This window comes from Hymenobacter metallicola (assembly GCF_004745645.1).
In the GTDB taxonomy this organism is placed as follows: domain Bacteria; phylum Bacteroidota; class Bacteroidia; order Cytophagales; family Hymenobacteraceae; genus Hymenobacter; species Hymenobacter metallicola.
The window spans coordinates 790,829-814,336 of record NZ_SRMB01000001.1; the positions used below are offsets into that span (position 1 = coordinate 790,829).

The 23,508-nt window shown below is 61.1% G+C and carries 22 protein-coding genes and 1 riboswitch; of the genes, 11 read left to right on the forward strand and 11 right to left on the reverse strand.

Annotated elements, in window-relative coordinates:
• The first annotated feature begins 311 nt into the window (after window positions 1–311).
• Window positions 312–2,501 carry an alpha-ketoacid dehydrogenase subunit alpha/beta gene (locus E5K02_RS03335; RefSeq protein WP_135392057.1) on the forward strand — a complete coding sequence of 730 codons (2,190 nt, stop codon included), beginning with the start codon at window positions 312–314 and terminating at the stop codon, window positions 2,499–2,501.
• Window positions 2,502–2,750: 249 nt separating this feature from the next.
• Here E5K02_RS03335 and tamL read toward each other — a convergent pair whose 3' ends face one another.
• Window positions 2,751–5,294: a translocation and assembly module lipoprotein TamL gene (gene tamL / locus E5K02_RS03340; protein ID WP_135392059.1), complete on the reverse strand. Its 2,544-nt coding sequence runs from the start codon at window positions 5,292–5,294 to the stop codon at window positions 2,751–2,753.
• Here tamL and E5K02_RS03345 point away from each other — a divergent pair.
• Window positions 5,285–6,028: a TrmH family RNA methyltransferase gene (locus E5K02_RS03345; RefSeq protein ID WP_135392061.1), complete on the forward strand. Its 744-nt coding sequence runs from the start codon at window positions 5,285–5,287 to the stop codon at window positions 6,026–6,028. The genes tamL and E5K02_RS03345 overlap by 10 nt on opposite strands.
• 81 nt (window positions 6,029–6,109) lie before the next feature.
• On the opposite strand, the gene E5K02_RS03350 is transcribed toward E5K02_RS03345, so the two are convergent.
• The 6 genes from E5K02_RS03350 to E5K02_RS03375 all read right to left on the reverse strand — a co-directional run bounded on the left by E5K02_RS03350 (window position 6,110) and on the right by E5K02_RS03375 (window position 11,684).
• Window positions 6,110–7,258, reverse strand: coding sequence for an outer membrane beta-barrel protein (locus E5K02_RS03350; RefSeq protein ID WP_135392063.1), 1,149 nt, complete (start codon window positions 7,256–7,258; stop codon window positions 6,110–6,112).
• A gap of 21 nt (window positions 7,259–7,279) precedes the next feature.
• Window positions 7,280–8,152 (reverse strand): hypothetical protein, encoded by an 873-nt coding sequence (locus E5K02_RS03355; RefSeq protein WP_135392065.1) that lies wholly within the window; start codon window positions 8,150–8,152, stop codon window positions 7,280–7,282.
• Window positions 8,133–8,708 carry an RNA polymerase sigma factor gene (locus E5K02_RS03360; RefSeq protein ID WP_135392067.1) on the reverse strand — a complete coding sequence of 192 codons (576 nt, stop codon included), beginning with the start codon at window positions 8,706–8,708 and terminating at the stop codon, window positions 8,133–8,135. The genes E5K02_RS03355 and E5K02_RS03360 overlap by 20 nt, the downstream gene beginning before the upstream one ends.
• Before the next feature lie 357 nt (window positions 8,709–9,065).
• A complete protein-coding gene (locus E5K02_RS03365) occupies window positions 9,066–9,425 on the reverse strand; it encodes a CoA-binding protein (RefSeq protein ID WP_135392069.1) in 360 nt (119 codons plus the stop codon).
• A gap of 130 nt (window positions 9,426–9,555) precedes the next feature.
• Window positions 9,556–11,133, reverse strand: a complete 1,578-nt coding sequence (locus E5K02_RS03370) for an NAD(P)/FAD-dependent oxidoreductase (protein ID WP_135392071.1) — start codon at window positions 11,131–11,133, stop codon at window positions 9,556–9,558.
• A 143-nt stretch (window positions 11,134–11,276) separates the two neighbouring features.
• Window positions 11,277–11,684: an acyl-CoA thioesterase gene (locus tag E5K02_RS03375; RefSeq protein WP_135392073.1), complete on the reverse strand. Its 408-nt coding sequence runs from the start codon at window positions 11,682–11,684 to the stop codon at window positions 11,277–11,279.
• Window positions 11,685–11,861: 177 nt separating this feature from the next.
• Window positions 11,862–12,060: riboswitch (cobalamin riboswitch) on the reverse strand.
• A 124-nt stretch (window positions 12,061–12,184) separates the two neighbouring features.
• On the opposite strand from E5K02_RS03375, the gene E5K02_RS03380 reads away from it, so the two are divergent.
• On the forward strand, window positions 12,185–13,495 hold the full coding sequence (locus E5K02_RS03380) for an MFS transporter (protein WP_135392075.1): 1,311 nt from the start codon (window positions 12,185–12,187) through the stop codon (window positions 13,493–13,495).
• A 33-nt stretch (window positions 13,496–13,528) separates the two neighbouring features.
• Here the strand turns inward: E5K02_RS03380 and E5K02_RS03385 are convergent, their stop codons facing one another.
• Complete coding sequence (locus E5K02_RS03385) at window positions 13,529–13,804, reverse strand: hypothetical protein (RefSeq protein WP_135392077.1); 276 nt, start codon at window positions 13,802–13,804, stop codon at window positions 13,529–13,531.
• Window positions 13,805–13,878: 74 nt separating this feature from the next.
• Window positions 13,879–14,838 (reverse strand): tetratricopeptide repeat protein, encoded by a 960-nt coding sequence (locus E5K02_RS03390; RefSeq protein WP_135392079.1) that lies wholly within the window; start codon window positions 14,836–14,838, stop codon window positions 13,879–13,881.
• 265 nt (window positions 14,839–15,103) lie between these two features.
• On the opposite strand from E5K02_RS03390, the gene E5K02_RS03395 reads away from it, so the two are divergent.
• The gene (locus E5K02_RS03395; RefSeq protein WP_167856273.1) at window positions 15,104–15,478 is read left to right on the forward strand and encodes a hypothetical protein; all 375 of its coding nucleotides are present in this window, start codon (window positions 15,104–15,106) and stop codon (window positions 15,476–15,478) included.
• A 74-nt stretch (window positions 15,479–15,552) separates the two neighbouring features.
• On the opposite strand, the gene E5K02_RS03400 is transcribed toward E5K02_RS03395, so the two are convergent.
• Window positions 15,553–16,530 (reverse strand): tryptophan 2,3-dioxygenase family protein, encoded by a 978-nt coding sequence (locus tag E5K02_RS03400; RefSeq protein WP_135392083.1) that lies wholly within the window; start codon window positions 16,528–16,530, stop codon window positions 15,553–15,555.
• A gap of 214 nt (window positions 16,531–16,744) precedes the next feature.
• On the opposite strand from E5K02_RS03400, the gene sdaAB reads away from it, so the two are divergent.
• From sdaAB to E5K02_RS03435, 7 genes are all read left to right on the forward strand, one after another.
• Window positions 16,745–17,425: an L-serine ammonia-lyase, iron-sulfur-dependent subunit beta gene (gene sdaAB / locus E5K02_RS03405; protein ID WP_135392085.1), complete on the forward strand. Its 681-nt coding sequence runs from the start codon at window positions 16,745–16,747 to the stop codon at window positions 17,423–17,425.
• 39 nt (window positions 17,426–17,464) lie between these two features.
• The gene (locus E5K02_RS03410; protein WP_135392087.1) at window positions 17,465–19,000 is read left to right on the forward strand and encodes a TolC family protein; all 1,536 of its coding nucleotides are present in this window, start codon (window positions 17,465–17,467) and stop codon (window positions 18,998–19,000) included.
• A 127-nt stretch (window positions 19,001–19,127) separates the two neighbouring features.
• The gene (locus E5K02_RS03415; RefSeq protein WP_135392089.1) at window positions 19,128–20,516 is read left to right on the forward strand and encodes an efflux RND transporter periplasmic adaptor subunit; all 1,389 of its coding nucleotides are present in this window, start codon (window positions 19,128–19,130) and stop codon (window positions 20,514–20,516) included.
• A gap of 151 nt (window positions 20,517–20,667) precedes the next feature.
• The gene (locus E5K02_RS03420) at window positions 20,668–21,657 is read left to right on the forward strand and encodes an NAD(P)H-dependent glycerol-3-phosphate dehydrogenase (protein WP_240737137.1); all 990 of its coding nucleotides are present in this window, start codon (window positions 20,668–20,670) and stop codon (window positions 21,655–21,657) included.
• Between the two features lie 5 nt (window positions 21,658–21,662).
• The gene (locus E5K02_RS03425; RefSeq protein WP_135392091.1) at window positions 21,663–22,115 is read left to right on the forward strand and encodes a hypothetical protein; all 453 of its coding nucleotides are present in this window, start codon (window positions 21,663–21,665) and stop codon (window positions 22,113–22,115) included.
• 37 nt (window positions 22,116–22,152) lie between these two features.
• Window positions 22,153–22,548 (forward strand): DUF4259 domain-containing protein, encoded by a 396-nt coding sequence (locus E5K02_RS03430; protein WP_135392093.1) that lies wholly within the window; start codon window positions 22,153–22,155, stop codon window positions 22,546–22,548.
• Window position 22,549: 1 nt separating this feature from the next.
• Window positions 22,550–22,978: an EamA family transporter gene (locus E5K02_RS03435; protein ID WP_135392095.1), complete on the forward strand. Its 429-nt coding sequence runs from the start codon at window positions 22,550–22,552 to the stop codon at window positions 22,976–22,978.
• Window positions 22,979–22,983: 5 nt separating this feature from the next.
• Here the strand turns inward: E5K02_RS03435 and E5K02_RS03440 are convergent, their stop codons facing one another.
• The gene (locus E5K02_RS03440) at window positions 22,984–23,415 is read right to left on the reverse strand and encodes a hypothetical protein (RefSeq protein ID WP_135392097.1); all 432 of its coding nucleotides are present in this window, start codon (window positions 23,413–23,415) and stop codon (window positions 22,984–22,986) included.
• Window positions 23,416–23,508: the final 93 nt, after the last annotated feature.

Here is a 23,508-nt window from a genome sequence, read left to right on the forward strand (position 1 = left end):
TACAATTAATTTTATTATAATAGTTATATTAAAAATAAAATTATTTATAAGTAAGCGGTCCGGCTATTGGTAGCATCTTTGGGGTATTGCGAGCTGAAACCCAACAGAATTGTACAAAGTAAGGCGTTAATATGGCCGGGCGAACGTAGTGCCGACCTAGCGGTGATGAACCTGCTTGGCTTGGCAATCTTTGGGTGGGTCCCCTGGTGGCGCCTGGGCCTAATTAGCTAGTCGTTAAGGCAACTCCGGGCCGGGACACGCTGTTGCTATCAACTCGATGCCGTACTTTCGCCCCGCATTCCTAGCCACCCATGCCGAATTCAACTGCTCCCACCCTGGAACCCGACTTCACCACCGAGCTTAATGCCACCCAGCCGCCGCGCGAAACCCTGCTGCGCGCCTACGCGCTGATGCGCACGGGCGACGAGCTGGCCCGCCTCTACGAGGAAAACAAGGCCGTTACGGCCAAGTACGTGCACGCCACGGCCCGCGGCCACGAAGCCATTCAGCTGGCCGCGGCCTGCTTTCTGGGCCCCCAGGACTACGTGACGCCCTACTACCGCGACGACGCCATGCTGCTGGGCCTGGGCCTGGAGCCGTACGAGTTGATGCTGCAGCTCATGGCCAAGCGCGACGACCCGTTTTCGGGCGGCCGCACCTATTATTCTCACCCTTCGCTGCGGCGGGCCGGTTTTCCCACCATTCCGCACCAAAGCTCGGCGACGGGTATGCAGGCCATTCCGGCCACGGGCATGGCCCACGGCATCAAGTACTTGGAAAGTCAGGGCCTGAATCCACTGGTAGCCGACCCCCGCGACTGGCACGAAAGCGGTGGCCCTATTCCCGGGTTGTTTGGCCTGTTGCCCACGGAAGCTCAGCAGGGTAGCCCTGTAGTCGTGTGCTCCATCGGCGACGGGGCCATGACGGAGGGCGAGGTCGCCGAGGCCTTGCAAATGGCCGTGCTGCATCAGTTGCCCATTATTTTCCTGGTGCAGGACAACGACTGGGGCATTTCGGCCACCGGCCGCGAGATGCGCGCCATGGACGCCTACGAGTTTGCCGCCGGCTTTAAAGGCCTGCAGCGCCTGCGCGTCAACGGCGCCGACTTCCCCGATTCCTACGCCGGCCTGGCCACCGCCTTCGACTACGTGCGGCGCACCCGCGGCCCCATTCTGGTGCACGCCAAGTGCCCGCTGCTGGGCCACCACACCAGCGGCGTACGGCGCGAGTGGTACCGTGGCGACAACCTGGCCGAGCATACCACCAACGACCCGCTGCCCCGGCTGCATCAGCAGCTGTTGGAACTGGGCGTGCGCGCAGCCGAGCTGGAAGAGCTGGGCCAGCAGGCCCGGACCCGGGTTGAGGCCGACTACCAGCGTGCCCTGGCGGCGGCTAACCCCGAACCCTCCACCTTTGCCGACCACGAGTTTGCTCCGCCGGCCGTAACGGTGGAAACCGGGGAGCGAAACCCCGCCGGGGCCGACAAAGCCCTGATGGTGGATGCCGCCCTGCACGCCGTCGACGATATTCTGCGCGAGTTTCCCGAAGCCCTGTTCTATGGCCAGGACGTGGGCGGGGAGTTGGGCGGCGTGTTCCGCGAGGCCGCGCTGCTGGCCAAGAAATACGGCGATGCGCGCGTATTCAACACCCCCATCCAGGAAGCTTACATCGTGGGCTCTACGGCGGGTATGAGTGCCGTGGGAGCCAAGCCTATTGTCGAAATCCAATTTGCCGACTACATCTGGCCCGGTATGAACCAGCTGGTGGAAGAGCTTAGCAAGTCGTGTTACCTCTCCAACGGCAAGTTTCCGGTGCAAAGCCTGATCCGGGTGCCCGTCGGGGCCTACGGTGGGGGCGGTCCGTATCATTCGGGCTCGGTAGAAAGCACGTTGCTCACCATCCGCGGCATTAAAGTCGTGTATCCGAGCAATGCGGCCGACATGAAGGGCCTGCTGCGCGCCGCCTTTCTCGACCCCAACCCCGTGGTGCTGCTCGAGCACAAAGGGTTGTACTGGAGCAAGGTGCCCGGCACGGAGGACGCTAAAACCGTGGAGCCGGAAACGGGCTACGTTATTCCCCTCGGCCAAGCCGCCGTGGCCCAGCAGGCCGATCCGGAAAAGCTGCGCCAGGGGGATACCTGCGTAGTCATTACCTACGGCATGGGCGTGCATTGGGCCAAAACCGCCAGCAAGCAGTTTGCCGGACAGGTGGAAATTCTGGATTTGCGGACGCTCAATCCCCTGGATTTTGAGGCGGTGCAGGAAGCGGTGCGCCGGCACGGCAAAGCCTTGGTGCTCACCGAGGAGCCCCTGATGAATTCCTTTGCCGAGTCATTGGCCGGCCGGATTCAGCGCGCCTGCTTCCAGCAGCTCGACGCGCCCGTGTTTACCCTGGGAGCCGCCAACCTACCCGCCATTGCCCTGAACGTAGAGCTGGAGCGCCAGATGCTGCCCAGCGCCGACAAAGTAGCCACGGCCTTGGCCGAGCTGCTGGAGTATTAAGAGTACTGCTGTGGTGCTAATGCCTCTCCTGTCATAGCCAGGCGGCACGACATTCCGCGCATCAAGCGGCGTCAATCCGTCCGCTGAAATGTGCGGAGCTGCTTAAAGTGAAAAGCCCCTTACTGCGCACGGCAGTAAGGGGCTTTCTGGTAAAAGACTGTTCTGCCCATCGTTTAGGGCGTGTGGCTTCTGCCTCGTAAAGACTTGTTTGTACATCAGCACATTCAACCTTACTAGCACCTGAGCGCCTTAAAAAGGATAGCCGATACCCAGGTTGAAAGCCGTTTGATTCGGTGACTTGGCCAGGCGGAAGTTGGGCAGCACGTACTTGTTGCCGGGCGCCGTCGGGTCGTAGACTTTCGTGGCGACGTCCAGGCGCAGAATCAGGAAGGTGAAGTCGAAGCGGATGCCGATACCCGAGCCCACGGCCAGCTGCCGGTAGAACCGGTTGAAGCGGAACACGGCTCCCTCGCGCCGGGCATCTTCTTCCTGCAGCGTCCAAACGTTGCCAAAATCCGTGAACAAGGCCCCGTTAATAAAGCTATAGATGGGGAAACGATACTCCACGTTGCCCTCCAGCAGCACTTCGCCGGGCTGCTCGAGGTCATAATCGCGCACGGGCAGGCCGGTGGTTTCATCGATGCGGTTGGTACCGTCGTCGTTGAGCTTGTAGGTGGTGTAGGAGCCCGTGCCCAGGCGGCGGGGGCGCCAGGCCCGGACGCTGGAACTACCACCGGCGAAGAAATACTTGTCGTAGGGAATGGTGTACTGCCCGTCGGTCTTGGTCAGGGCATGCGCTATACCGGTATTGACGCGGTACACGAAGTAGGAACGGGGCCCCAGCTTGTGGTAGCGCCGGAAGTCGGCACTGAGCTTGGCGAAGTTATACACGTCCAGGCCCAGCCGGTCGATACTGCTCTGGTAGAGCGAGCGGGTCAGCCCACCAACTTCGGCAAACAGCCGCAGGTAGCGCGCGTCCCGGGTCTGGGTGAAGTCGTTGGAGTTGTAGAGGGACGTCGCGTTGAAGCTGGGAATAAACAGGCTGGTAAAGCTGCGGAACAGGGGAGAGCCCTGCGTGACGCGCAGCGTTTGCAGGTCCTTCTCAAACTTGGTATCGATGGTAGGCGTGTAAATCACGCTCAGGTCGAAGGGCGTCAGCACGTACTGGTGGAAGGCCGAGCGTTGCCAGATGTAGTCGTAGGTGGCCTCCAGGTTGGTGCGGGTGTATTCGGGGCGCCGCACGTAGGTGAAGCTGCTGCTAATGCGGGTTTTGGGGTTATAGCGCGTCAGAAACCGGTTCATGTTCCAGGGCACCAGAAACTGCGGTATCACCAGGTTGACGTTGGCCCCGAGCTGGGTCGTGAGCACGCTGCGGGCCTCGGTGCGGCTGAGCTGGCCTTCGAAACCCGAGCGCAGACCCAGCTCCAGCACTTCGGCTCCGCCGAAGATATTGCGCACCTTCAGGCGGAAGTTGATAAACGGCCCCGGCAGGCCCGCCACGTAGGTGCCGCCAAACTCGGTGGTTTCCTGGTACTTCTTCGTCGGCGAGGCATTGACGGTGGCAATCAGCTGCCCCCGGCTGCTGATACTGTCGCCATTGACGGGCCGCACCTTGCTGTAGCTGACCGTATTGAAGCGGAACATGTCCAGGTCGCTGAGTTGGCGCTGGGTCAGCAGGGTGCTTTGCAGACTGTATCGGTCGCCGGGCCGCACCGTAAGCTTGCGGTCCAGGATGCGGGTACTGAAGCGGTGTTTATAAGCCAGGTAATACACTGAGTCGCGCACCAGCGTGTCGCGCCTCACGCCAAAACGGACGGTGCCCGCATCGGTGATAAAGCGCACCCGCTGTACTGTATACAGCTGGTGCTGCTCACCCGGGCCGGGGTCGGCAATGATGGTGCGCAGGCGCACAGTGCCCGCCCCAAAGCTCGTGTCGGCTTCCAGAGTAATATACTGCTGTCGAAAATCGTAGTAGCCCGCGTTTTTGAGCAGGGTTTCCAGGCGGCTGCGCTCCTGGCCAATCACGTTTTCGTTGTAGCGGTCATTCACCTTGAGCAGCGAGGCTGGCTGCCCACCCATCACCACCCGGGCCACGGCCGAGTCGGCAATGTCGTAGTCGAGCTGGGTGTAGTGAAACGGCTGATTTTCGCGGATGCGGTACGTCACCGTCACCCGCCGGTTGTGCACGGTGTCGGGCTTGGCGAAGATATGCCCGATGGAGAAGCGCCGGTCCATCACCGTATCGGTGGCCGAAACCGCGCTGCGGAAAAATCCTTCCGACTTCAGAAAGGTGGCAATCTGCTCCACGGTGCGCGCCGTCAGGGTCGAATCGTAGATAACCGGCGGCTCGCCCAGGCGCATGATGGCGTTGCCTTTGTCGATGGCCAGCTGCAGGCGGCGGGTGCGCTTCTCGCGCCGGGCCAGCAGCTTGCCGATTTTAACCGAGTCGGTGCGGGCCGCCTGCATCCGCTCATCAAACTCGGTGCGAATGCGCGCCAGCTTGGTTTGTAGGCGCTGCTGGTTGTAAAAACGGTTTCCGAGCTGGTAGATTGTTAGCTTTGGCAGCGGAAAGCGGCTGTTGGGCTTCTGCTGGTACAAGGCCTCGATGCGGGCCGCATCGGCTTCCTTCACGCCTTCCAGCTTTACCCGGCTCAGCAGCTTTTGCTTAGGACCCAGCAGCCGCAACGGCGAACAGCCGGCCAGAAGCAGCAAAGCCCCGGCCAGCGCCGCCTGATGTATCCATTTAAATGAGTGCCGCCCAGGGCGGTTCGTAAACAGCGAATATGGTTTCAAAAGCAGTAGCGAAATACGTGCACGCGCTGCACCTGAAGAAATACCGGCTCCGCCACGGTGCCTTTTTGGTAGAAGGCGGCAAAAGTGTGGTGGAGCTGCTTAATTCCGGGCTTATAACGGAGCGGGTGTTCCTGACGGCTGAGTTTGCCGCAAAAATCCCGCCTTTACCCGCGAAGGTACCGGTTGAAATCGTGACGGAGGAAGAATTAACCAAACTCGGTACCTTATCTAACAACACCACGGCCCTGGCTATTGCCCGCCTGCCCGAAGAAACTGTGCTGCTGCCCGCTGCCAACCGCCTGCTGCTGGCCCTGGATGAGGTGCGCGACCCGGGCAACCTGGGCACCCTGATTCGGCTGGCCGACTGGTACGGCCTGCACGGGGTGGTGTGCTCCGAAACCTGCGCCGACCCCTGGGCCCCCAAAACCATTGCCGCTACCATGGGCTCGTTCACGCGCGTGGCCGTGTGGCAGCGCAGCCTGCCCGAGTGGCTCGATGCACTGCCGGCCGAGCTGCCCCGCTACGGCGCCCACCTCGAAGGCGACAACGTGCACCGGCTTACCCTGCGCCCCGGCGGCGTACTGATTATGGGCAGCGAGTCGCACGGGCCGCGCGCCGAGGTGCTGGCCCGCCTGTCTCAGCGCCTCTACATTCCCGGGGCCGGCGGGGCCGAAAGCCTGAATGTGGCCGTCTCAGCAGCTATTCTGCTCGACAATTTCCATCGGGAGCTGTAACCTTAGCGGCCTTCCTAAAACGCAACCGGGCCCGGCAGAAGCTTCTGCCGGGCCCGGTTGCGTTGCTGCCCGCGGGCAGATTTAGTCCAGAATCGAAATGCCGAAGCTGATGGACTGGGCCTGGGGGCCGCGGTTTTCCTTGAACAGCTCGTTCATGTTGTATTTCACGAACAGGTCGATGCCCCGGACGCCGATTTTGCCCTGCAGCCCGTACTGGAAATCTTCCAGGTTGAAGCTGCCCCGGTCTTTGTCCTTGCGGGTGTGTTCTTCGTCGTTGTACTTGATTTTGGTGTGGCTGGCCAGGCGGTAGCCGGCAAAGCCGCCCGCCCCAATCCGGAAGGCATCGTGGCCGGACTTGTCCTTGAAGTTGAGCTTGGCCATTAGGGGCAGGTTGATGACGGTGGTAGCGAGCTTGCTTTTTTCCAGGCTTACCGAGGGCTCGCGCACAATGTCGGTGCGGGTATCGGTAGCTACCAGCCGGCGGTTTTGGTCGAACATGTAGTTATTGAAGGCCAGCTCCGGACCCAGCGTCAGGAAGAAGGGGCTGCGGCGGCCACCTACCCGGATATCGTAGTACCAGTTCAGGCTAACGTAGCGCGAGCCGGTGGGCTTGAGGTCAAACTGCTCCTCGGTCAGGTTCGAGCGGTTGGTCAGCGCATTCAGCCCCAGGTCGATGGAGAAGTTGCTGTGCACGGCCCGGCTGGCGCGCTCTTCTTTCTTGGCCGCCCGCTGGACGTTGCGCAGGGAGTCGGAGCGGTGCGAATCATCGTCGCCGATGCTGATGGACACCTCGTCGTTGTGGCCCTTGCCGTCTTTGCCTTCCTTCACCGTGACGCTAAATACCTGGCCGAACTTGTAGCCTTTCACGGCTACTTTGCTCGCGGGCTCCTCGTTGCGCACCGTCACCCGGATCTGCTCGGGAGCCTGGGTGCCGGGGCGGTCTTTGGCCGGGTAAAACTCCATGGTGACGGCGCTGTTGCCGGCGTTCTTGCTGGCTGCCTCAGCCTGCTGAATGTAGCGGTCGAGCAGGGCCATGAGCGTGTCGAGGCGGTAGGTGCGCAGTTCGCGCAGCTGCTCCTTGTTCTTGGTATACAGGGTCATGGTGGCCTGGTTGGGCAGCTTCACCACAATGGTATCGTCGTTGGCAGGCTTGCTGGCCGCCTGGGAGCGGGAGGGAGACGCCAGAACTGTCAGCAGCAGCAGGGCCAACAGGGAGGAAAAACGTTTCATGACTACGGGAGGTTGAGAATCTTAGAGTTGGATGACTTTGGTGGCCGAACGGTTGAACACGTTGACCTCCACGGTTACCGTTTCCGGCAACTCGACTTTGGGCAGCCGCACCCGGCCATCTTTGACGGCCGTTTTGGCTTTGTGGAATAAGTTCTTCAGGTGAGAATCCGACTCGTAGCGCTGCGGCGCGTCCGCGGCAGCCAGGGCTACTACCGGAGCTTCGGTGCCGCGGTGCACTTCTACTTCGATAGGGCCCGTCGGGGCCGATGAGACGGGGGTAGCAGACTCCACCACAGTTGCTACTTCCTGCGTTGGGCGACGCTCCGGTTGCGGCGCGGCAGGCAGGGTAGCAGCAGGGGCCAACGCGGGGGCGGGTACCGACGCCGAGCGGTTGGCCTTCGTGGGGTGAGCAGTAGTTTGCGCTACCAGGACGGACGGTTTCCGGGGTGCGGGTCCGGCGGGCGAGAGAGCGGGCCGGGGCTTCGGCTGTTGCTTTGCCGAAGCCGGGGCTTCGGCGCTGGCCACTTCCGTGGTTGTTTGTCCTTCTACACTGCCAGATGAAAACCCGTTGTCGGCAGTTGCCTGGGGCGTGGTAGATTTTTTGGCGGAGTTGGCCGCTCCTTGCCCGGCTGGGCTGGCGGGCGTGGCCGGGCCGGTCGTGGTCGTTGCCAGGGTGCCCCTGGTGGCCGCCGAGCCCGAAGTGCGCAGCATCCAGGTGCCGCCGGCCACGATGAGCAGGGCAATCATGGCCGCGACGGCGTAGAGCCACAGGGCGGGGCGCTTGCGGGCCGGCCGGATTTCCTCTTCCAGCTGTTCCCACAGGAAGGCCGGCGGGGTGGGCGCGTGGTGCTGCAGCTTGTCGCGAAACAGCTTATCAATATCTTCCGGTTGCATAGTATTCTTTCGGTGAGGAGTTGGAGGCGCTCAGGCTGGCGGCCGCCAGCCGGCGCTGCAGCATGGCGCGGGCCTTGCTGAGCTGCGATTTGGAAGTGCCCTCGGAAATGCCCAGCAGCTCGGCAATTTCGGGGTGGGAATACCCTTCCAGGGCATACAGGTTGAAGACGGTGCGGTAGCCGGCGGGCAGCTCGGCCAGCAAGGCCAACAGGTCGGCGGCGTTTAGGTTGCTTTCGGCTTCGGCGGCCGTGGCCGGCACGTCGGTCACCATGTCGTCGATGGCCAGGTGCAGGGGTTCCTTGCGGCGCAGCTGGCCCAGGGCCTCGTTTACCATGATGCGGCGAATCCAGCCCTCGAAGCTGCCCTCGTGCCGGTACTGATCCAGGGCCCGGAACACTTTGGCAAACCCGCCCAGCATGGCTTCCTCCGCATCTTCGCGGCGGCGCAGATACCGGATGCACACGCCCAGCATCATGCCCGCAAACCGCTCGTAGAGCAGTTTCTGGGCACGGCCACTGCCTTGGCGGCAGGCAGCAATGAGGTCAGCGTCAGTCACGGGGTAAAGGGTAGAATCAGACGGTAAGAAGGTGTTTGGCGGGGTAGATACCAAAGCAGTCGGCGCGGTTGCCTGGAAAAGAAAAATTAATGCGAGAAATGTGGTGGGAATGTGCTGATGTGCTACTGCGAGGAAGGGGCTACTGCCAAAGACGTGTCCTGGCGAGCAGCGCGAAGCAATTCGTCCTCTACTGGTGATAACCGCCCTAAAGTAAAAAGCCCTTTCTCGTATCAACGAGAAAGGGCTTTTTACTTTAGAAAGCTCGATGCATTTCAGAGGACGGATGGCTTCGGCTTATGCCTTACTATGACACGTCTTTGGCAGTAGCCCCTTCCTCACGTTCTCCACATTCGCACATTAGTAATTGCCGATGCTCAGCATCACCAGGGTGCAGGCCTCCTCGGTCCGGATGCCCCGCTGCTGGGCCATACGCTCCAGCTCCTCGTTTTCGGTGCCGGGGTTGAAGATGATGCGCTTGGGCTTCAGGTCCAGGATATAATCGTACCAGGCCGGCTGGTTTTGCGGGCCCACGTACAGGGTCACCGTGTCGATATCGTCGCCGGTGGGCCGGTCGGTGTGAATGTCGAGGCCGGCGACCTGGCCTTTGCGAATCCCGACGGGTACTACCTCGTGGCCGTGCTGCTTGAGCTGGTGCACGGCGCGGTAAGAGTAGCGGGCCGGGTTGTCGCTGGCGCCGAGAACAAGGGTCTTTTTCATCTTGGGTAGTGGTTTATCGGTTTTGGTTTTTAGCCGCCGTTCCAAGCCAGAAAGCCCGAACTGCGGCCCGCACGAGGTGTGGTGCCAGGTCTTTAACGGATTCTGGCGGTAAAAAACCAAAAACCAATCCCTAAAAACGAGCCACCAGGGCCGCTACGGCTTCGGCACACCGTTCCCCATCCATGGCCGCCGACACGATGCCGCCGGCAAAGCCAGCTCCTTCGCCGCAGGGAAACAGCCCCGTCGTTTCGGGGTGCTGCAGCGTAGCCGGGTCGCGCGGAATGCGGACCGGGGCCGAGGTGCGGCTTTCCACGCCCACAATCTGGGCCGCGTTGGTGGCATAGCCGGGAATCTTACGGCCGAAGTTCTCAAAGCCCTGTCGCAGCCGGGCCGCCAGGCCTTTGCCCAGCACCTGCTCCATGTTCACCGACACCAGACCCGGCTGGTAGGAAGTTTCGAGCAGCTCGGCCGAGACTTTGCCTTTGAGAAAGTCGCCCAGGCGCTGGGCCGGGGCCAGCTGGGTGTTGCCGGCCAAGGCACAGGCCCGCTGCTCAATTTCCTGTTGCAGCTGCAAGCCCGCCAGAGCGCCGTAGCGCTGCAGGTCCATGTCTTCGAGCTCAATGGCCGTTACAATACCGGAATTGGCAAAGCGGGAGTCGCGGCGGCTGGGGCTCATCCCGTTTACGACTACTTCGCCCGGGGCCGTGGCGGCGGGCACAATAAAGCCGCCGGGGCACATGCAAAACGAAAACACGCCCCGCTGCTTGCCCTGCCACTGGGTTTGGTGCACCAGCGAGTAGGAGGCAGCCGGCAGCGGCCCCCGGTCGGCGCGGCGGTACTGGGCCTGGTCGATAAGCTCCTGCTGGTGCTCTACGCGCACGCCCAGGGCAAAGGGCTTGGCCTCGATGCGGACCCCGCGGCGGTGCAGCAGCTCGTAGATGTCCCGGGCCGAGTGGCCAGTCGCCAGAATCACGGCGTCGGCTTCCATGGCTTCCCCACTGGCCGTCACGACGCCCCGCAGGTGGCTGCCGTCCAGAATCAGGTCGGTGACGCGGGTGTCGAAGCGCACTTGCCCGCCGGCCTGCCGAATGGACTCGCGCAGGGCCGCTACCACCATCGGCAGCTTGTTGGTGCCAATGTGGGGGTGGGCGTCGACCATGATTTCCGGGGTGGCGCCGTGCTGCACCAGCAGCTTGAGAATGCGCTGAATGTCGCCGCGCTTGGTAGAGCGGGTGTAGAGCTTGCCGTCGGAGTAGGTGCCGGCCCCGCCTTCGCCGAAGCAGTAGTTAGAATCGGGATTGACCACGTGCTCCTTGTTGAGGGCGGCCAAGTCGCGGCGGCGGGTGCGCACATCCTTGCCCCGTTCCAGTACAATAGGTTTCAGGCCTAGCTCGATGGCGCGCAAAGCCGCAAAAAGTCCGGCCGGCCCCGCCCCCACGATAAGTACCGAGTGGCGCGCCCGGCTCACATCCGGATACTGAAACCAGGGGCCGAATAAGTCGGCCGGTGGGGGGGTGCGCCAGATATCGGCCCGCAGGCGCACCAGGGGCTGGCGGCCCCGGGCGTCGATGCTGCGCTTGCGCAGGTGCACAAAGTCGGCCTGGCCGGGTTCCAGGCCCGCCGCCGCCAGCAGGGCGCGGTAGCGCGCGTACTCGTCGTAGGCCACTTCCGGGGGAAGCAGGGCCTCAATTTCTTGTTTTTCAAACATAGTGGGTGAAAGGTGTTTAGCCTTTAGACCTAAGCAAAAGGTGTTTTTCCGGGGGCAAAGATACGCCAGGGAGTCACTTGTCAAGAAGAGCGGCCCTGGCGATTAATGGAAGACAGCACCGCCCTTCTTGGGGTAAGGCACTACTACTCGGCTACAACTGCCTCGGGAAGAATCCGGACCGGGCGCTTTTCGTTGTCGATGGCTACGAAGGTGAACAAACCCGTCACGGCTTTGGTGCGCTCCTCGGAGTACATCTGCTCCACAAACAGCTCCACGCGCACCTGCAGGCTGGTGTTGCCGACCCGCACCACGTTGCCGATCAGCTCCACCAGGGTGCCGCCGGGAATGGGGTGGGTGAAGTCGACTTTGTCGGACGAGACGGTGACCATCTTGAGGCGGCTGAAGCGGGTGGCGCAGATAAAGGCCACTTCGTCCATCATGTGCAGGGTAGCCCCGCCAAAGAGCGTGTCGTAGTGGTTGGTGGTGTTGGGAAATACCGCTTTGAAAATACGCGTTTCGGCGCGGGCAATTTTCTCTTCAAGAGTAGGCATACAAGAGGGGAAAAGAAGGAAACAAACGTCCTGCGGCCGATTTCCGGCGCCCCACGCAGCAAAGCAAACAATCGGGAAGAACGGCTGCTACCCGGTGGGGCCGGCGCGCCGCAGCCCGCCCGCTCCCGCCCGAACACGACCAGCACCCGATAAGAGCCTCATGGCGCGAAGGCAGCCTTATCCACATGGCCCTAGGCAGGTCTCCTGACTTATACCGGTTTTCACCGCCCTTCTCAGCTCGGCTTGGGGCCGGGCCAATGGGCTGTAGCGAGGTGAAAACCAACTGGGTACTTACAGTAGCGCGTCTGTCCGGGATTTGCACCCGGTTCCCTATTAATTCCGGTATTACCCGAAAACCTTGAGCCGTCTGATTGAAATCAAACCAAGAACAACACCGGCAAAGGTAGGAGTTTCGGCGGGCCGGGCTACCTTGGCTTTCTCAGGGGCCGGTGTACGGACGTATTCCCGCCGGCCCGAACCTCGGCTTTCCCGCTTGTTGTATGTCCGCACCTCTTCCCGCTGCGCTGCCCCCGCGTAGCATGGCTTCCCGCATTAAATCCATCGTCAGCGGCTCCATCGGCAATTTGGTGGAGTGGTACGACTGGTACGTGTACTCGGCTTTCTCCCTGTATTTCGCCCCGGCGTTTTTTCCCAAAGGCAACCTCACGGCCCAGCTGCTCAACTCGGCCGCCGTGTTTGCCGTGGGCTTTCTGATGCGGCCCCTGGGGGGCTGGCTGATGGGGGCGTATGCCGACCGCCACGGCCGCAAAGCCGCCCTGGTGGTGTCGGTGCTGCTCATGTGCGGGGGCTCGTTGCTGATTGCCCTCACGCCCGGCTACGAGCAGATTGGGGTGGCCGCGCCGGTGCTGCTGGTGCTGGCCCGCCTGCTGCAGGGCCTGAGCGTGGGCGGCGAATATGGTACCTCGGCTACCTACCTGAGTGAAATGGCCGACCGCCGCAACCGGGGCTTTTTCTCCAGCTTCCAGTACGTAACGCTGCTGGCCGGGCAGCTACTGGCCCTGACCGTGCAGCTAGGGTTGCTGCAAGTGCTCAGCGAAGCGGAAATGTATAGCTGGGGCTGGCGCGTGCCATTCGGAATAGGAGCGGGGGCCGCCCTGGTGGCCCTGTATCTGCGCCGCCACATGGAAGAAACCGACTCGTTTGTTGTGCAGGAGCAGCAGAAGCCTGAGGCGAAGGAGCCTGGCAAGCTGAAGCTGCTGCTGCGCTACCCCAAAGAAATCCTGACTGTGGTGGGCCTTACCCTGGGCGGTACCATCGTCTTTTACACCTTTACTACCTACGCCCAGAAGTTTCTGGTCAATACCGCTGGCTTCAGCAAGGCCGCTGCCTCCTGGGTTTCCTTTGTCACGCTGGCCATTGCCCTGGTACTGCAACCCCTGTTCGGGGCCTTGTCGGATCGGGTGGGGCGGCGGCCGGTGCTGTTGTTTTTTGGCGTGGGCGCTACCCTGGGCACCGTGCCCCTGATGACCCTGCTGGGCCGGGCCGACAGCCAGGGGGCGGCGCTGGGGCTGCTGGCCGTGGCCATGCTGATTATGAGCGGCTACACCTCCATCAATGCCGTGGTGAAAGCCGAGCTGTTCCCAACGACCATCCGGGCCCTGGGCGTGGGGCTGCCCTACGCCCTCACGGTGGCTATTTTCGGGGGCTCGGCCGAGTACGTGGCTCTGCAAGCCAAGCAGTGGGGCGTGGAAGCCTGGTTTTACTGGTACGTTACGTTCTGCGCCGCGCTTTCCCTGCTCGTTTACTGGCGCATGCCCGACACGCAGCAGTCTGGGCGCATGGACGCGTAGTTTTCGGGACTTTTAGGGTGGAAAGCGAAGTTGCTAGCTGCCTGTAGTTGAGCTTTCGTCGGCGGCGGAGGCATTCATGCCCAGCTGGCCCAGGCTGGCGTGGGCCTTGGAGGCATTGTCGAACTTCTCACTTAGAATGGCGCTGATGGCCTGGGCCACTTCGGGGCCGTGGCGGGCAATGGTACCGCTGAGCACCTCGTAGTAAAAAGCGGCCAGCGTGTCGGCGGGCCAGAGCTTGCCAATGTTCTGGTGCAGGCTGCGTAGCTGGTCGAGGGAGGTATCCACGATTTTGCGGTCGGTGGCTTCCATAGGGTGAGGGCGTAAGACGTGAAGACTGCTGGGCATACGCAGGGCGGCCCGGGTGGGGTTGTGCCACTCGCCTGCTAGCGGCAGTGCTCTTTGATAATGCGCTTGAGCTCTTTCTCGCCCACGGCCGCGTCGCCCCACTTCAGGGCCTGCCGCAACGATTCGCAGGCGCTGGGGTCTTCCAGCTTGATCTGGGCAATGCCGACCATGCGGTAGAACTGACCCTTGTCCAGAAAATCAGCCATTTCCAGGCACTTGTTGTAGTCGGCCAGGGCCTGCTGCAGCTGGCCTTGCTGCTCGTAGGCCAGGCCGCGGGCCGCGTAGGCATCCAGGTAGCGCGGGTTCAGGCGCAGGGCCTGACTGTAGGTGGCCACGGCCCGGGCGTAGTCTTGGCGGCTGTAGGCCAGCTGCCCCAGGCCCAGATAGGTTACGGAATCCTGGGGGTTCAGGGACAGGGCTTTTTGCAGATACTGCCGGGCCTTGGCACTGTCCTGCAGGGCCGCGTAGGTGGTGCCCAACACGCGGTAGGCCCCGGCGTTTTTAGGATCAAGCCGGATAACTTCCCGGTAAGAAGCCAGCACGCCGGCTTGGTCGCCCAATTTCTCCTGCAGATCGGCCAGGCGCGTGTAGTAAGTCAGGGCGCCGCGGTTGTTGGGGTCGCGCTGCTGGGCCAGGGCAAAATACCGCTCCGCCTGGGCGGGAGTGCCGCGTTTGCTGAGGTAGGCACTAAAGCCATAAAACACGTTGGCACTGGCCGAATCAAGTAGCCAGGCCCGGTTGTAGTGCTGCAGGGCCTGGGCATATTTCTCCTGATAGAAAGCGCTCCAGCCCTCGTCAACGTAGGTTTCGGAAGCGGCCGCCCGGGTTTTGTACTGCTTCAGTGCCTGAGCTACAAATTCCTGGTCGGTCTGGCGCTGGGCGGCGGTTTGGGCCCGGCCAGCGTAGCGGGGCCGTTCTAAGGTCGCTTCACCTTGGGCCCGGCAAAGGGGCGCAGCACCCAGGCACCCGAGCAGAATGAACAGTAGTATTTTGGGCATAAGAAGCGCGTCAGCAGGAGGATGGGTTACCGCCTACTACGTTTGTGCTTGTGCCAGGATGCTTTCCGGTTGATTTTTACCCTCCTCTGCCCGCTTTGGGCCGCTAGCTTTCGAGCTCATCTCTCTTTGATGCCGCCCTGCCGTGGCTGGCCACGGCGCCCCCCCCACAGCTTCCTAGCGGCCAACAAAGCGTCCGGCTTTAGGTTACTTGGGCACTTTCTACTAAAAAATACTTGGCATGCAGCTGCTGGCTTCTTATTCGCACGTGAGTCTCTACCTACACGATGAAGGCCCTTTTCGCGCGCTGGAGGCCCAGTGGCAGGGGTTTATGAGCAGCGCAGTGCTGCGGCATACCATCGGAGAGGTGCTGGACCACGCCCGGCAGCAGCAGGTTACGGCCTGGATTGCCGATGACCGCCTACTCGGGCCCGTTCGCCCCGCCGACCTGGAGTGGATTGCCCGGGAAATGCTGCCCGAACTGGTGAAGATGGGGCTTCGGCGGTTTGCCCGCGTGGAAGCCGCCGACCCCCTTAACAAGCTGCTGATCGGGCAGGTGCAGGAGACGGCCGAACCGCTCTTGCCTTTTGAGATGCGCACCTTTACCGACCTGCTAGCTGCCCGCGCCTGGGCCTGCGGCTAGCGACAGAGCCCCAATACCCCGCGGGGCCCGGGAGCAGAAGGCGTATCCTTCCGTTCCCGGGCCCCGCGGGGTTGTTAGCTTCGGGCTTCTTCCAAAATGCTTTCCACCCAGTTCTTACCCCAGTCTTCCAACTCCTGCGAAGTCCAGAGCTGGGGGTAGAAGATGCGCTTCTGAAATTTGGGAGGCAGGTATTTCTTCCAGTTAGTGCCGCCGGTGGCCGCCAGGGCCGTGGGGTCGCGCTCCAGGTAGCGCACCGCCGATTTAAAGTGCATCAAAGGCCAGTTGATGTTCACGTTGGTGTCGAGCAACTTCAGCTGGCGAATCAGGCGCGGGTGCTGCTGGTCTTCCTGGGGCAGGCGCTGCACCACGGTCCATACGTTGCGGTCCTGGTACTCGGCCGCGTGCTGGCTGAGCTGCTTGGTGTATTTTTTCTCGAACTGAATCAGGGTCAGGGCTTTGGCGCCGGTTTCTTCGATGGTGGCCCCGGCCTTCCAGTAGATGCAGCCCATGAGCTCGTCGTGGGCGGCGGCTTCGCCCAGCAGGCGGCGCTTCTCCTTGTTGAGCAGGTTGTCGAGCGAGGTGGAGGCAATTTCAATCATGCGGTACTGCACGCTTTGAAAGCCCGAGGCGGGCATCAGGGCCATGCGAAACTGCAGAAACTGATTCTTGTCCATGCCGTCGACCATCACGTCGAACGAGTCAATCAGGTTCTCGAAGTAACGGTTGATGCGGCCCAGGCGCAGCACCAGCTCGCCCACGGTAGGGGCCGTGAGCTGCCCAATCTGCTCGTACTCGCAGAGGCAGAGCTTGAAGTAGAGCTCCGTAATCTGGTGGTACATGATAAAGATTCGCTCGTCGGGAATCTGGGTAAGCGGGCGCTGCAACGAGAGCAGCGTGTCCAGCTCGATGTAGTCCCAGTAGTTGACGTAGTCGGCGTAGTACAGGCCTTCGAGGTAGCCTGCTAAATCCTGGCCGTCGGCGGCGTACTTCTGCTGCAAACGGCGCAGCTGTTCGAGCACGGCGGGCGAGAATTCGTCCTGTGGCAGTGACATGAATGGGGGTGGTTGGAAGCGGGAGAAAGAAACCGTCGGGGTGGGAACGAGGGCACAAGGAACAAAAAAGCCGCCGAATCTGCCAGTTGCAGGCAACCCTTCGGCCTTAGCGCTCATCTACTGAGCAAAGGGTCGCCGGCACGTGCCGGCCTCCTACGTAAGACTTGCTTTTTTGGTTGGTTTCCCGGTCAAAACACCTACTTTTAGCCCACTTATGGCCGAGAAAAGCAGCATTTTCGATATGATCGGACCCGTGATGATCGGGCCCAGCAGTTCGCACACGGCGGGCGTGGTGCGCATTGCCGGCGCCGCTATTCGCATCCTGGGCTCGTTGCCCACGCACGCAATTATCACGTTTTACAACTCGTTTGCCCGCACCTACGAAGGCCACGGTTCCGACCGCGCCATCGTGGCCGGCCTGCTGGGCATGGCCACCGACGACAAGCGCATCCGCGAGGCTTTCGAGCACGCCCAGCAGGCCGGCCTGCAGTACACCTTTCAAAGCGTGGGCAATGCCTCGACCATGCACCCCAACACCATTCGGCTGCAACTGCGCGATGAGCGCAGCGGCCACAGCGTAGAGGTTATCGGGCAAAGCCGCGGAGGAGGCGTGATCCGCATTGTGGAAGTTGATGGCTTTCCGTCCGATTTTTCGGCCTCCCTGCACACGCTCATCGTGGATGCCGACGACCGGCCCGGTTCTATTGCCTTTATTGCCTCCGTTATTGCCCACGACGATTGCAACATTGCCACCATGTTTGTGTCGCGCAAGGGCAAGAACGACGCGGCCCGCCAGTTTATCGAAATGGACTCCGGTATCAAGCAAATTACCCTCGAATACCTGCGCCAGCTCAGCTGGGTGCACCGAGTAACTTATATACCTAATATTGAATAATTAACTTTACCTCTTAGGCTTCATGCTGCTTCTCTCGTTATGAAAACACCTCCTACCCAGATTTTACGCCAGCTGGCCGTTGCGGGCGTTGGCACCTTGCTGCTAAGCGCAGCAGCCCAGCCGGCTCTGGCGCAGACTACTTCGCCGGCGCAGCCTCCGGCGGGTTCTGTGCCCCCAACGGCTCCCAGTGGACCCTATTCGTTGCAGCGGGCCATCGACGTGGCCCTGCAAAACAACCTGACCATCCGTCAGCAACAACTCAGCGTCGAGAATACCAATGCCATCTTGCGCCAAAGCCGGGCGGCTGTGTTGCCCACGGCCAACGCCTCGGCCTCCCAGAGCTGGAACTATGGTACCAACGTCGACCCGCTCACCTTTCAGTTTCAGAACCAGACCACCCGGGCCAACAACTTTTCGGTTTCGGCCGGTCTGAACCTGTTTTCGGGCTTTCAGGTCCGCAATACCATCAAGCGCAACCAGCTCGATTACCAGGCCGGCCTGAGCGACATTGAGAAGTCGCGCAATGACATTGCCCTGAACGTGGCCTCGTCGTTCCTGCAGCTGGTGCTAGCCCAGGAGCTGGTGCGCACCAATGAGGCGCGCGTCAACAGCAGCCAGCAGCAGGTGGCCCGTACCCAGAAGCTGCTCAAGGCCGGCAGCGTAGCGGAAAGCAACCTGCTCGACAGCCAGGCCCAGTTGGCTTCCGATGAACTCAACGTTATTACGGCCCAAAACCAGGTGGCCTTTTACAAGCTGCAGCTGGCCCAGCTGCTGAACCTGACCTCGGCCACCGGCTTCGAAATTGAGGTGCCCACGCTTCCCGACCCCGACGATGAAGCATCGTTCTCGGGCAATCCGGATGGCACTTACCAGACGGCTTTGGGCCTGATGCCCGAAATCAAGGCAGCCGACTTGCGGGTGCAAAGCTCCATGCGGACGGTGGACGTGGCCCGTGGGGCCTATTACCCGCGTTTTACGTTCGGGGCCAGTGTGTTTTCGGGCTACTCCTCGGCCCGTATTGGGCGCAAGCTCTCCGGCGACTCTACCATCGTGCCCTCCGGCCTGATCTATGAGGTTACGCCCACCGGTCCGAAAGCCGTGCCCGGCCTAATTGCGGGCATTCCGCAGCCCCGCTTTGAGACGCTGCCCGAAGGCTTTACCTCACAGGTGAAAAATAACCTGGGTAAGCAGATCAACTTTAACCTATCCATCCCGATTCTCAACGGCTTGCAGGTGCGCACCAACGTGCAACGCTCCCAGATCGGGGTGAAGCAGGCCGAGCTGCAGGCCGAACAAAGCCGGCTGCAACTGCGCCAAAATATTCAGCAGGCCTACGCCGATGCCGTTGCGGCCCAGCGCCGCTACATCTCGGCCAAGCGCCAGACCGAAGCCCTGAGCACGGCGTATCGCAACTCCGAAATCCGCTTCAACAACGGTCTGCTCAACGGCACGGATTTTAACATTGCCAAAAACAACCTCTACGGGGCCGAATCCAGCATGATTCAGGCCAAGTACGAGTTCATCTTCCGGCGGAAAGTGCTGGACTTCTACGAAGGTCGTGGCCTCACTCTGTAAGCGAATCCAGGTCTGATGAAAGCCAGTAGTCCGAAAATTTAGTTCGGACTACTGGCTTCTTGCTTTTTTTGCCCCAACTTTCCGCTGTTTCGCTCCAACCAACTAGTCGATTCGCTTTCTATCGAACATGAAAAACAACCGCTTACTATACATTTTACTGACTCTTGTCTTCGTGATGATTGTCGGCTTTGTAGCCGCCAAAAAGATGGGCTGGGTAGGCAAGCCCGCCGGCACGGAGGTAATGACGGCCAAGGCCGCGCCCACCACGATTGTTGAGAAAGTGAGTGCCTCGGGTAAGATTCAGCCCGAGACAGAAGTCAAAATCTCCCCCGACGTATCGGGCGAAATCATCGAGCTGTATGTAGCCGAGGGCGACTCGGTCAAGAAAGGCCAGCTACTGCTGCGCATCCGGCCCGATAACTACCAGGCCATGGTGAATATGCAGTCGGCCACGGTGGGCACCCAGCGCGCCAACGTGGGCCAGACCCAGGCCCGTTTGCAGCAGCTCATTGCCTCGGCCAAGCAAACCGAGCTGACCTACCGCCGCAATGCCTCGCTCTACAAGCAGAAGGTGATTTCGCAGGCCGACTACGAAGCCAGCAAAGCCGCCTACGATGCGTCGCAGGAGGAAATCAACTCGGCCCGCCAGAGCATTCGGGCCGCCCAGAGCAACGTAGCCAGCGCCCAGGCCAGCTTGGAGGAAGCCCGCAAAAACCTGAACAAAACCACCATTTACGCCCCCGTGAGCGGCACGGTAAGCAAGCTGAACGTGGAGAAGGGCGAGCGGGTAGTAGGTACTTCGCAGATGGCCGGTACCGAAATCATGCGCATTGCCAACCTCAACTCGATGGAAGTGCGGGTGAACGTGAATGAAAACGACATCATCAACGTGCACCTCGGCGACTCGGTTGATGTGGAAGTGGACAGCTACGCCAGCAAGGACGAGAAATTCCGCGGCCAGGTAACCAGCATTGCCAACACGGCCAAGGACGCCCTGACGGCTGAGGCCGTCACCGAGTTCGAAGTGCGCATCCGCCTGCTGCCCGAGTCGTACCGCCACCTGGTGCGCACGGTGCAGGGCCGCACGGTCGTGCCCTTCCGCCCCGGTATGACGGCCTCCGTGGACATTATCACCGACCGCAAGAGCAACGTGATGAGCGTGCCCCTGGCCGCCGTGACTACTCGCTCGGACAGCACCGCTACGGCTACGGCCGACAAGCCGCAGGAGCGGGGAGCCGCGGCCCCGGCCACTGACAAGGCGGCTCCCAAAACCGACATTCAGGAAGTGGTCTTTGTAGTGCGCAACGGCAAGGCCGTGCTGACCCCTGTGAAAACCGGCATCAGCGACTTCTCCAACATTGAAATTCGCAGCGGCCTGCAGGCGGGCGACGAAGTGGTCAGCGGCCCGTTCCGGGCCGTAGCCAAAACCCTGAAGGATGGCGGCCCGGTAGTGGTGAAAGATGCCAAGACCATCAATAAGGCCGCTCTAAAGGAAGAGCCCGAAGAAGACAAGTAAGCCCACAACGGCGCCGGGAGCTACCAGGCGCGTGCCAAACGCTAACAGTCGCGTTTTCGGCTAGTTGGGAGGCCGGGAGCAGTTCTGCTCCCAGCCTCTCATTTTTTTTGCCTAAACTCGGCTCCCTGACTCCCCAAATTCCCTTTCCCCAGTGGACAAAATAGCCATGATTGGCGGCGGCTCCTGGGCCACTGCTCTAACCAAAATACTGTCGGAAAACGGGGCCCGCGTGGGCTGGTGGATGCGTAACAAAGACGACGTGCAGCACCTGCTTCGTACCCGCCATAACCCGCGCTACCTGTCCTCCGTGGCCTTCGACTTAAGCCGCGTTTTCCCTTCTACCGAACTGAAAGAAACGGTGGAAGAGGCCGATTGGCTGGTGCTGGCCGTGCCCGCCGCCTTCGTGCAAAGCTCCCTGGATAAGCTCGACCGGGATTCGCTGAAAAACAAGCGGGTCATTTCGGCCATCAAGGGCATGGTGCCCGGCAAGAATGTGCTGGTAACCGACTACGTGGCCGAGCGGTTTCGCCTGGCCCACGAGCGAATTGGCGTCGTAGCCGGGCCCTGCCACGCCGAGGAAGTGGCCTTGGAAAAGCAGAGCTACCTGACCATTGGCTCGCCCAGCCTGGGCCTGGCCGACGACTTTTGCCACTTGCTGCGCAACCGCTACGTGAAGGCCTACCCGATGGAAGACCTCGACGGTATTGAGTACTTCGCCGTCATGAAAAACATCATTGCCCTGACCTGCGGCATCGCCCACGGCCTGGGCTACGGCGACAATTTCCAGGCCGTGCTGGTTAGCAACGCGGTGCAGGAAATGCGGCGCTTCGTGCACGCCATGAACCCCCAGCCCCGGGATTTGTCGGCCTCGGCCTACCTCGGCGACTTGCTGGTGACGGCCTACTCGCAGTTTTCGCGCAACCGCACCTTCGGCAATATGATTGGGCGGGGCTACTCGGTCAAGTCGGCGCAGATGGAAATGAATATGGTGGCCGAGGGCTACTACGCCGTCAAGAGCATCCACGAACTCAACAAGAAGCTTGGCGTGCACATGCCCATTACTTCGGCGGCCTACCACGTGCTGTATGAGAAGATTTCGCCGGCCGTGGAGCTGGAGATTCTCAAGGAGAAGTTTCGGTAAATGCTATGTGGAATACGCTAGCCAGCCAGGCCGATGTAGACCATCTAATGCAGGTGTACCGCGATTTTCATGACAGCTGTATCAAGGAAGTCGCGCTACAGAACCGGGAGTTTGTCAGTGAGGACTTGAGCATGAGTTTCGATAACCGGACTTTTGTGCGAATGCTGTTTCAAAGTCAATTCCGGGAGGCTTCGGTTATCGAAGTTGAGTTCGAAGACGTTGTCAGCTTCAATTGGGTCCAGGATGAGCGAAATGCCGATACAGGTCTTACAATATTGATGGAAGCCGTATGCTACTGGCAGGATGATACCTTGTACTGGGCTGAGGATCTAGACTGGAGCGTAGATGCAGAAGATAAGAACGACTACCGATGGATTGCGGCCAAACAGGGGCGCTGGCGCATTGTAGAATCCGCTTTGGGTCCCGATACCAGACTGTCAGGACCAACCAATTCGTAGCTCATTTACGTTAGCTACTCCTAAAAACCAAACACCTATGGGCACCTGGGGCTACTATAACTTCGACAACGACGCGGCGGCCGACTTCGCCGAGGATTTTCGCGACAACCACACCGAGGCCGTACTCTACGAGGCCCTGGCCACGGCGGCCGAGGAAGAAGGCCCTTTGGAAGCCCACGAAGCCAGCGAAGCCTTGGCCGCGGCTGAAATCGTGGCGGCCATTCTGGGCAAGCCGGCCCAGGAGTTTCCCGTCGACCTGATTCCGGTGATTGTCAAGCTGGATGCTTCCGAAAGTGAGGATCTGCGCGAGCTGGCCATCGAAGCCGTCGAGGCCGTGGTGCGCAAGTCGGCGCTGCAGGAGCAGTGGGCCGCCAAGGATGACTACCAGAACTGGCAGCAGCTGCAGCAGGGGCTGCTGGAGCGTCTCAAGTAAGATGCCCTGGCTTGCCCTGGCGCTGCTGACGGCTTTTTGCCTGGCGCTCTACAACTTCTTTATCAAGCTGGCCTCCGACCAGCTGCCCGCGGCCGTAGGGGCCGTGGTGCTGCAGCTGGTAGCGGCGGTGCTGGGGGCGGTGTGGCTGCTCAAGCTCAAGCTGCAGGGGCAGCCGCTGCCTATTTCCGGCCAGGGCCTGCTGCTGGCCACCTTGGCCGGGGTGGGCGTGGGCCTGGCCGAAATCCTGACGTTTGTGGTTTTCAGCCGCGGGGTACCTTCCTCGGTGGGCACCCCCGTCATCGTGGGGGGCTCCGTGCTGCTCACCGCGCTGCTCGGGCTGGTGGTGCTGCGCGAAACCCTGTCGTGGTCCCAGGCCCTGGGGCTGGCCAGCATTGTGGTCGGCATTGCTTTGCTGGCCCGGGGGCACTAGCTCGGCTAGTGGGCTTGCTTTGCCTGCTCCTGACTGAGCACCTGCAGGCTACGGTGCAGGGCTGCGCACAGGTAGCTATGGTGGCAGGCCAGGTAGGTCGCCAGCTGGGAACCTTTGTACACAAAAATCTTGGCGTCGGGGTACCAGGGTTGCGCGTCGTTAGGCGGGCAGAAAATGGTGATGACCAGTTGGTAGTTTCCCCCGAAGGAAAGGCTCAGGGAGGCCCCGTGGTGTTCACTGTCCTGCCAGCCGCGCACTTTCCGCGGCCGAAAGGCTAACAATAGCGGTAAACATTCCGTGAGTTGCGTAAGCGTAATTTTCTGGCAGGTTTCGGAAAGGGAGCCCACTAGCTCCAACTGCTTGGTTAGCTCGGCCTGAATTTTTTGGCTTAGTCGTTCGTGGGAATGAGCTTTTTTAAACAGTAACAATTTTTTCATACAAGCGGCTGGCTCGGGAACGGACTGAGCTTCCCTTACCCGGGAAGTGGCCGTACAAAGGCCGTACGCGGCTAATTCGTTCCAGGCCGCCAC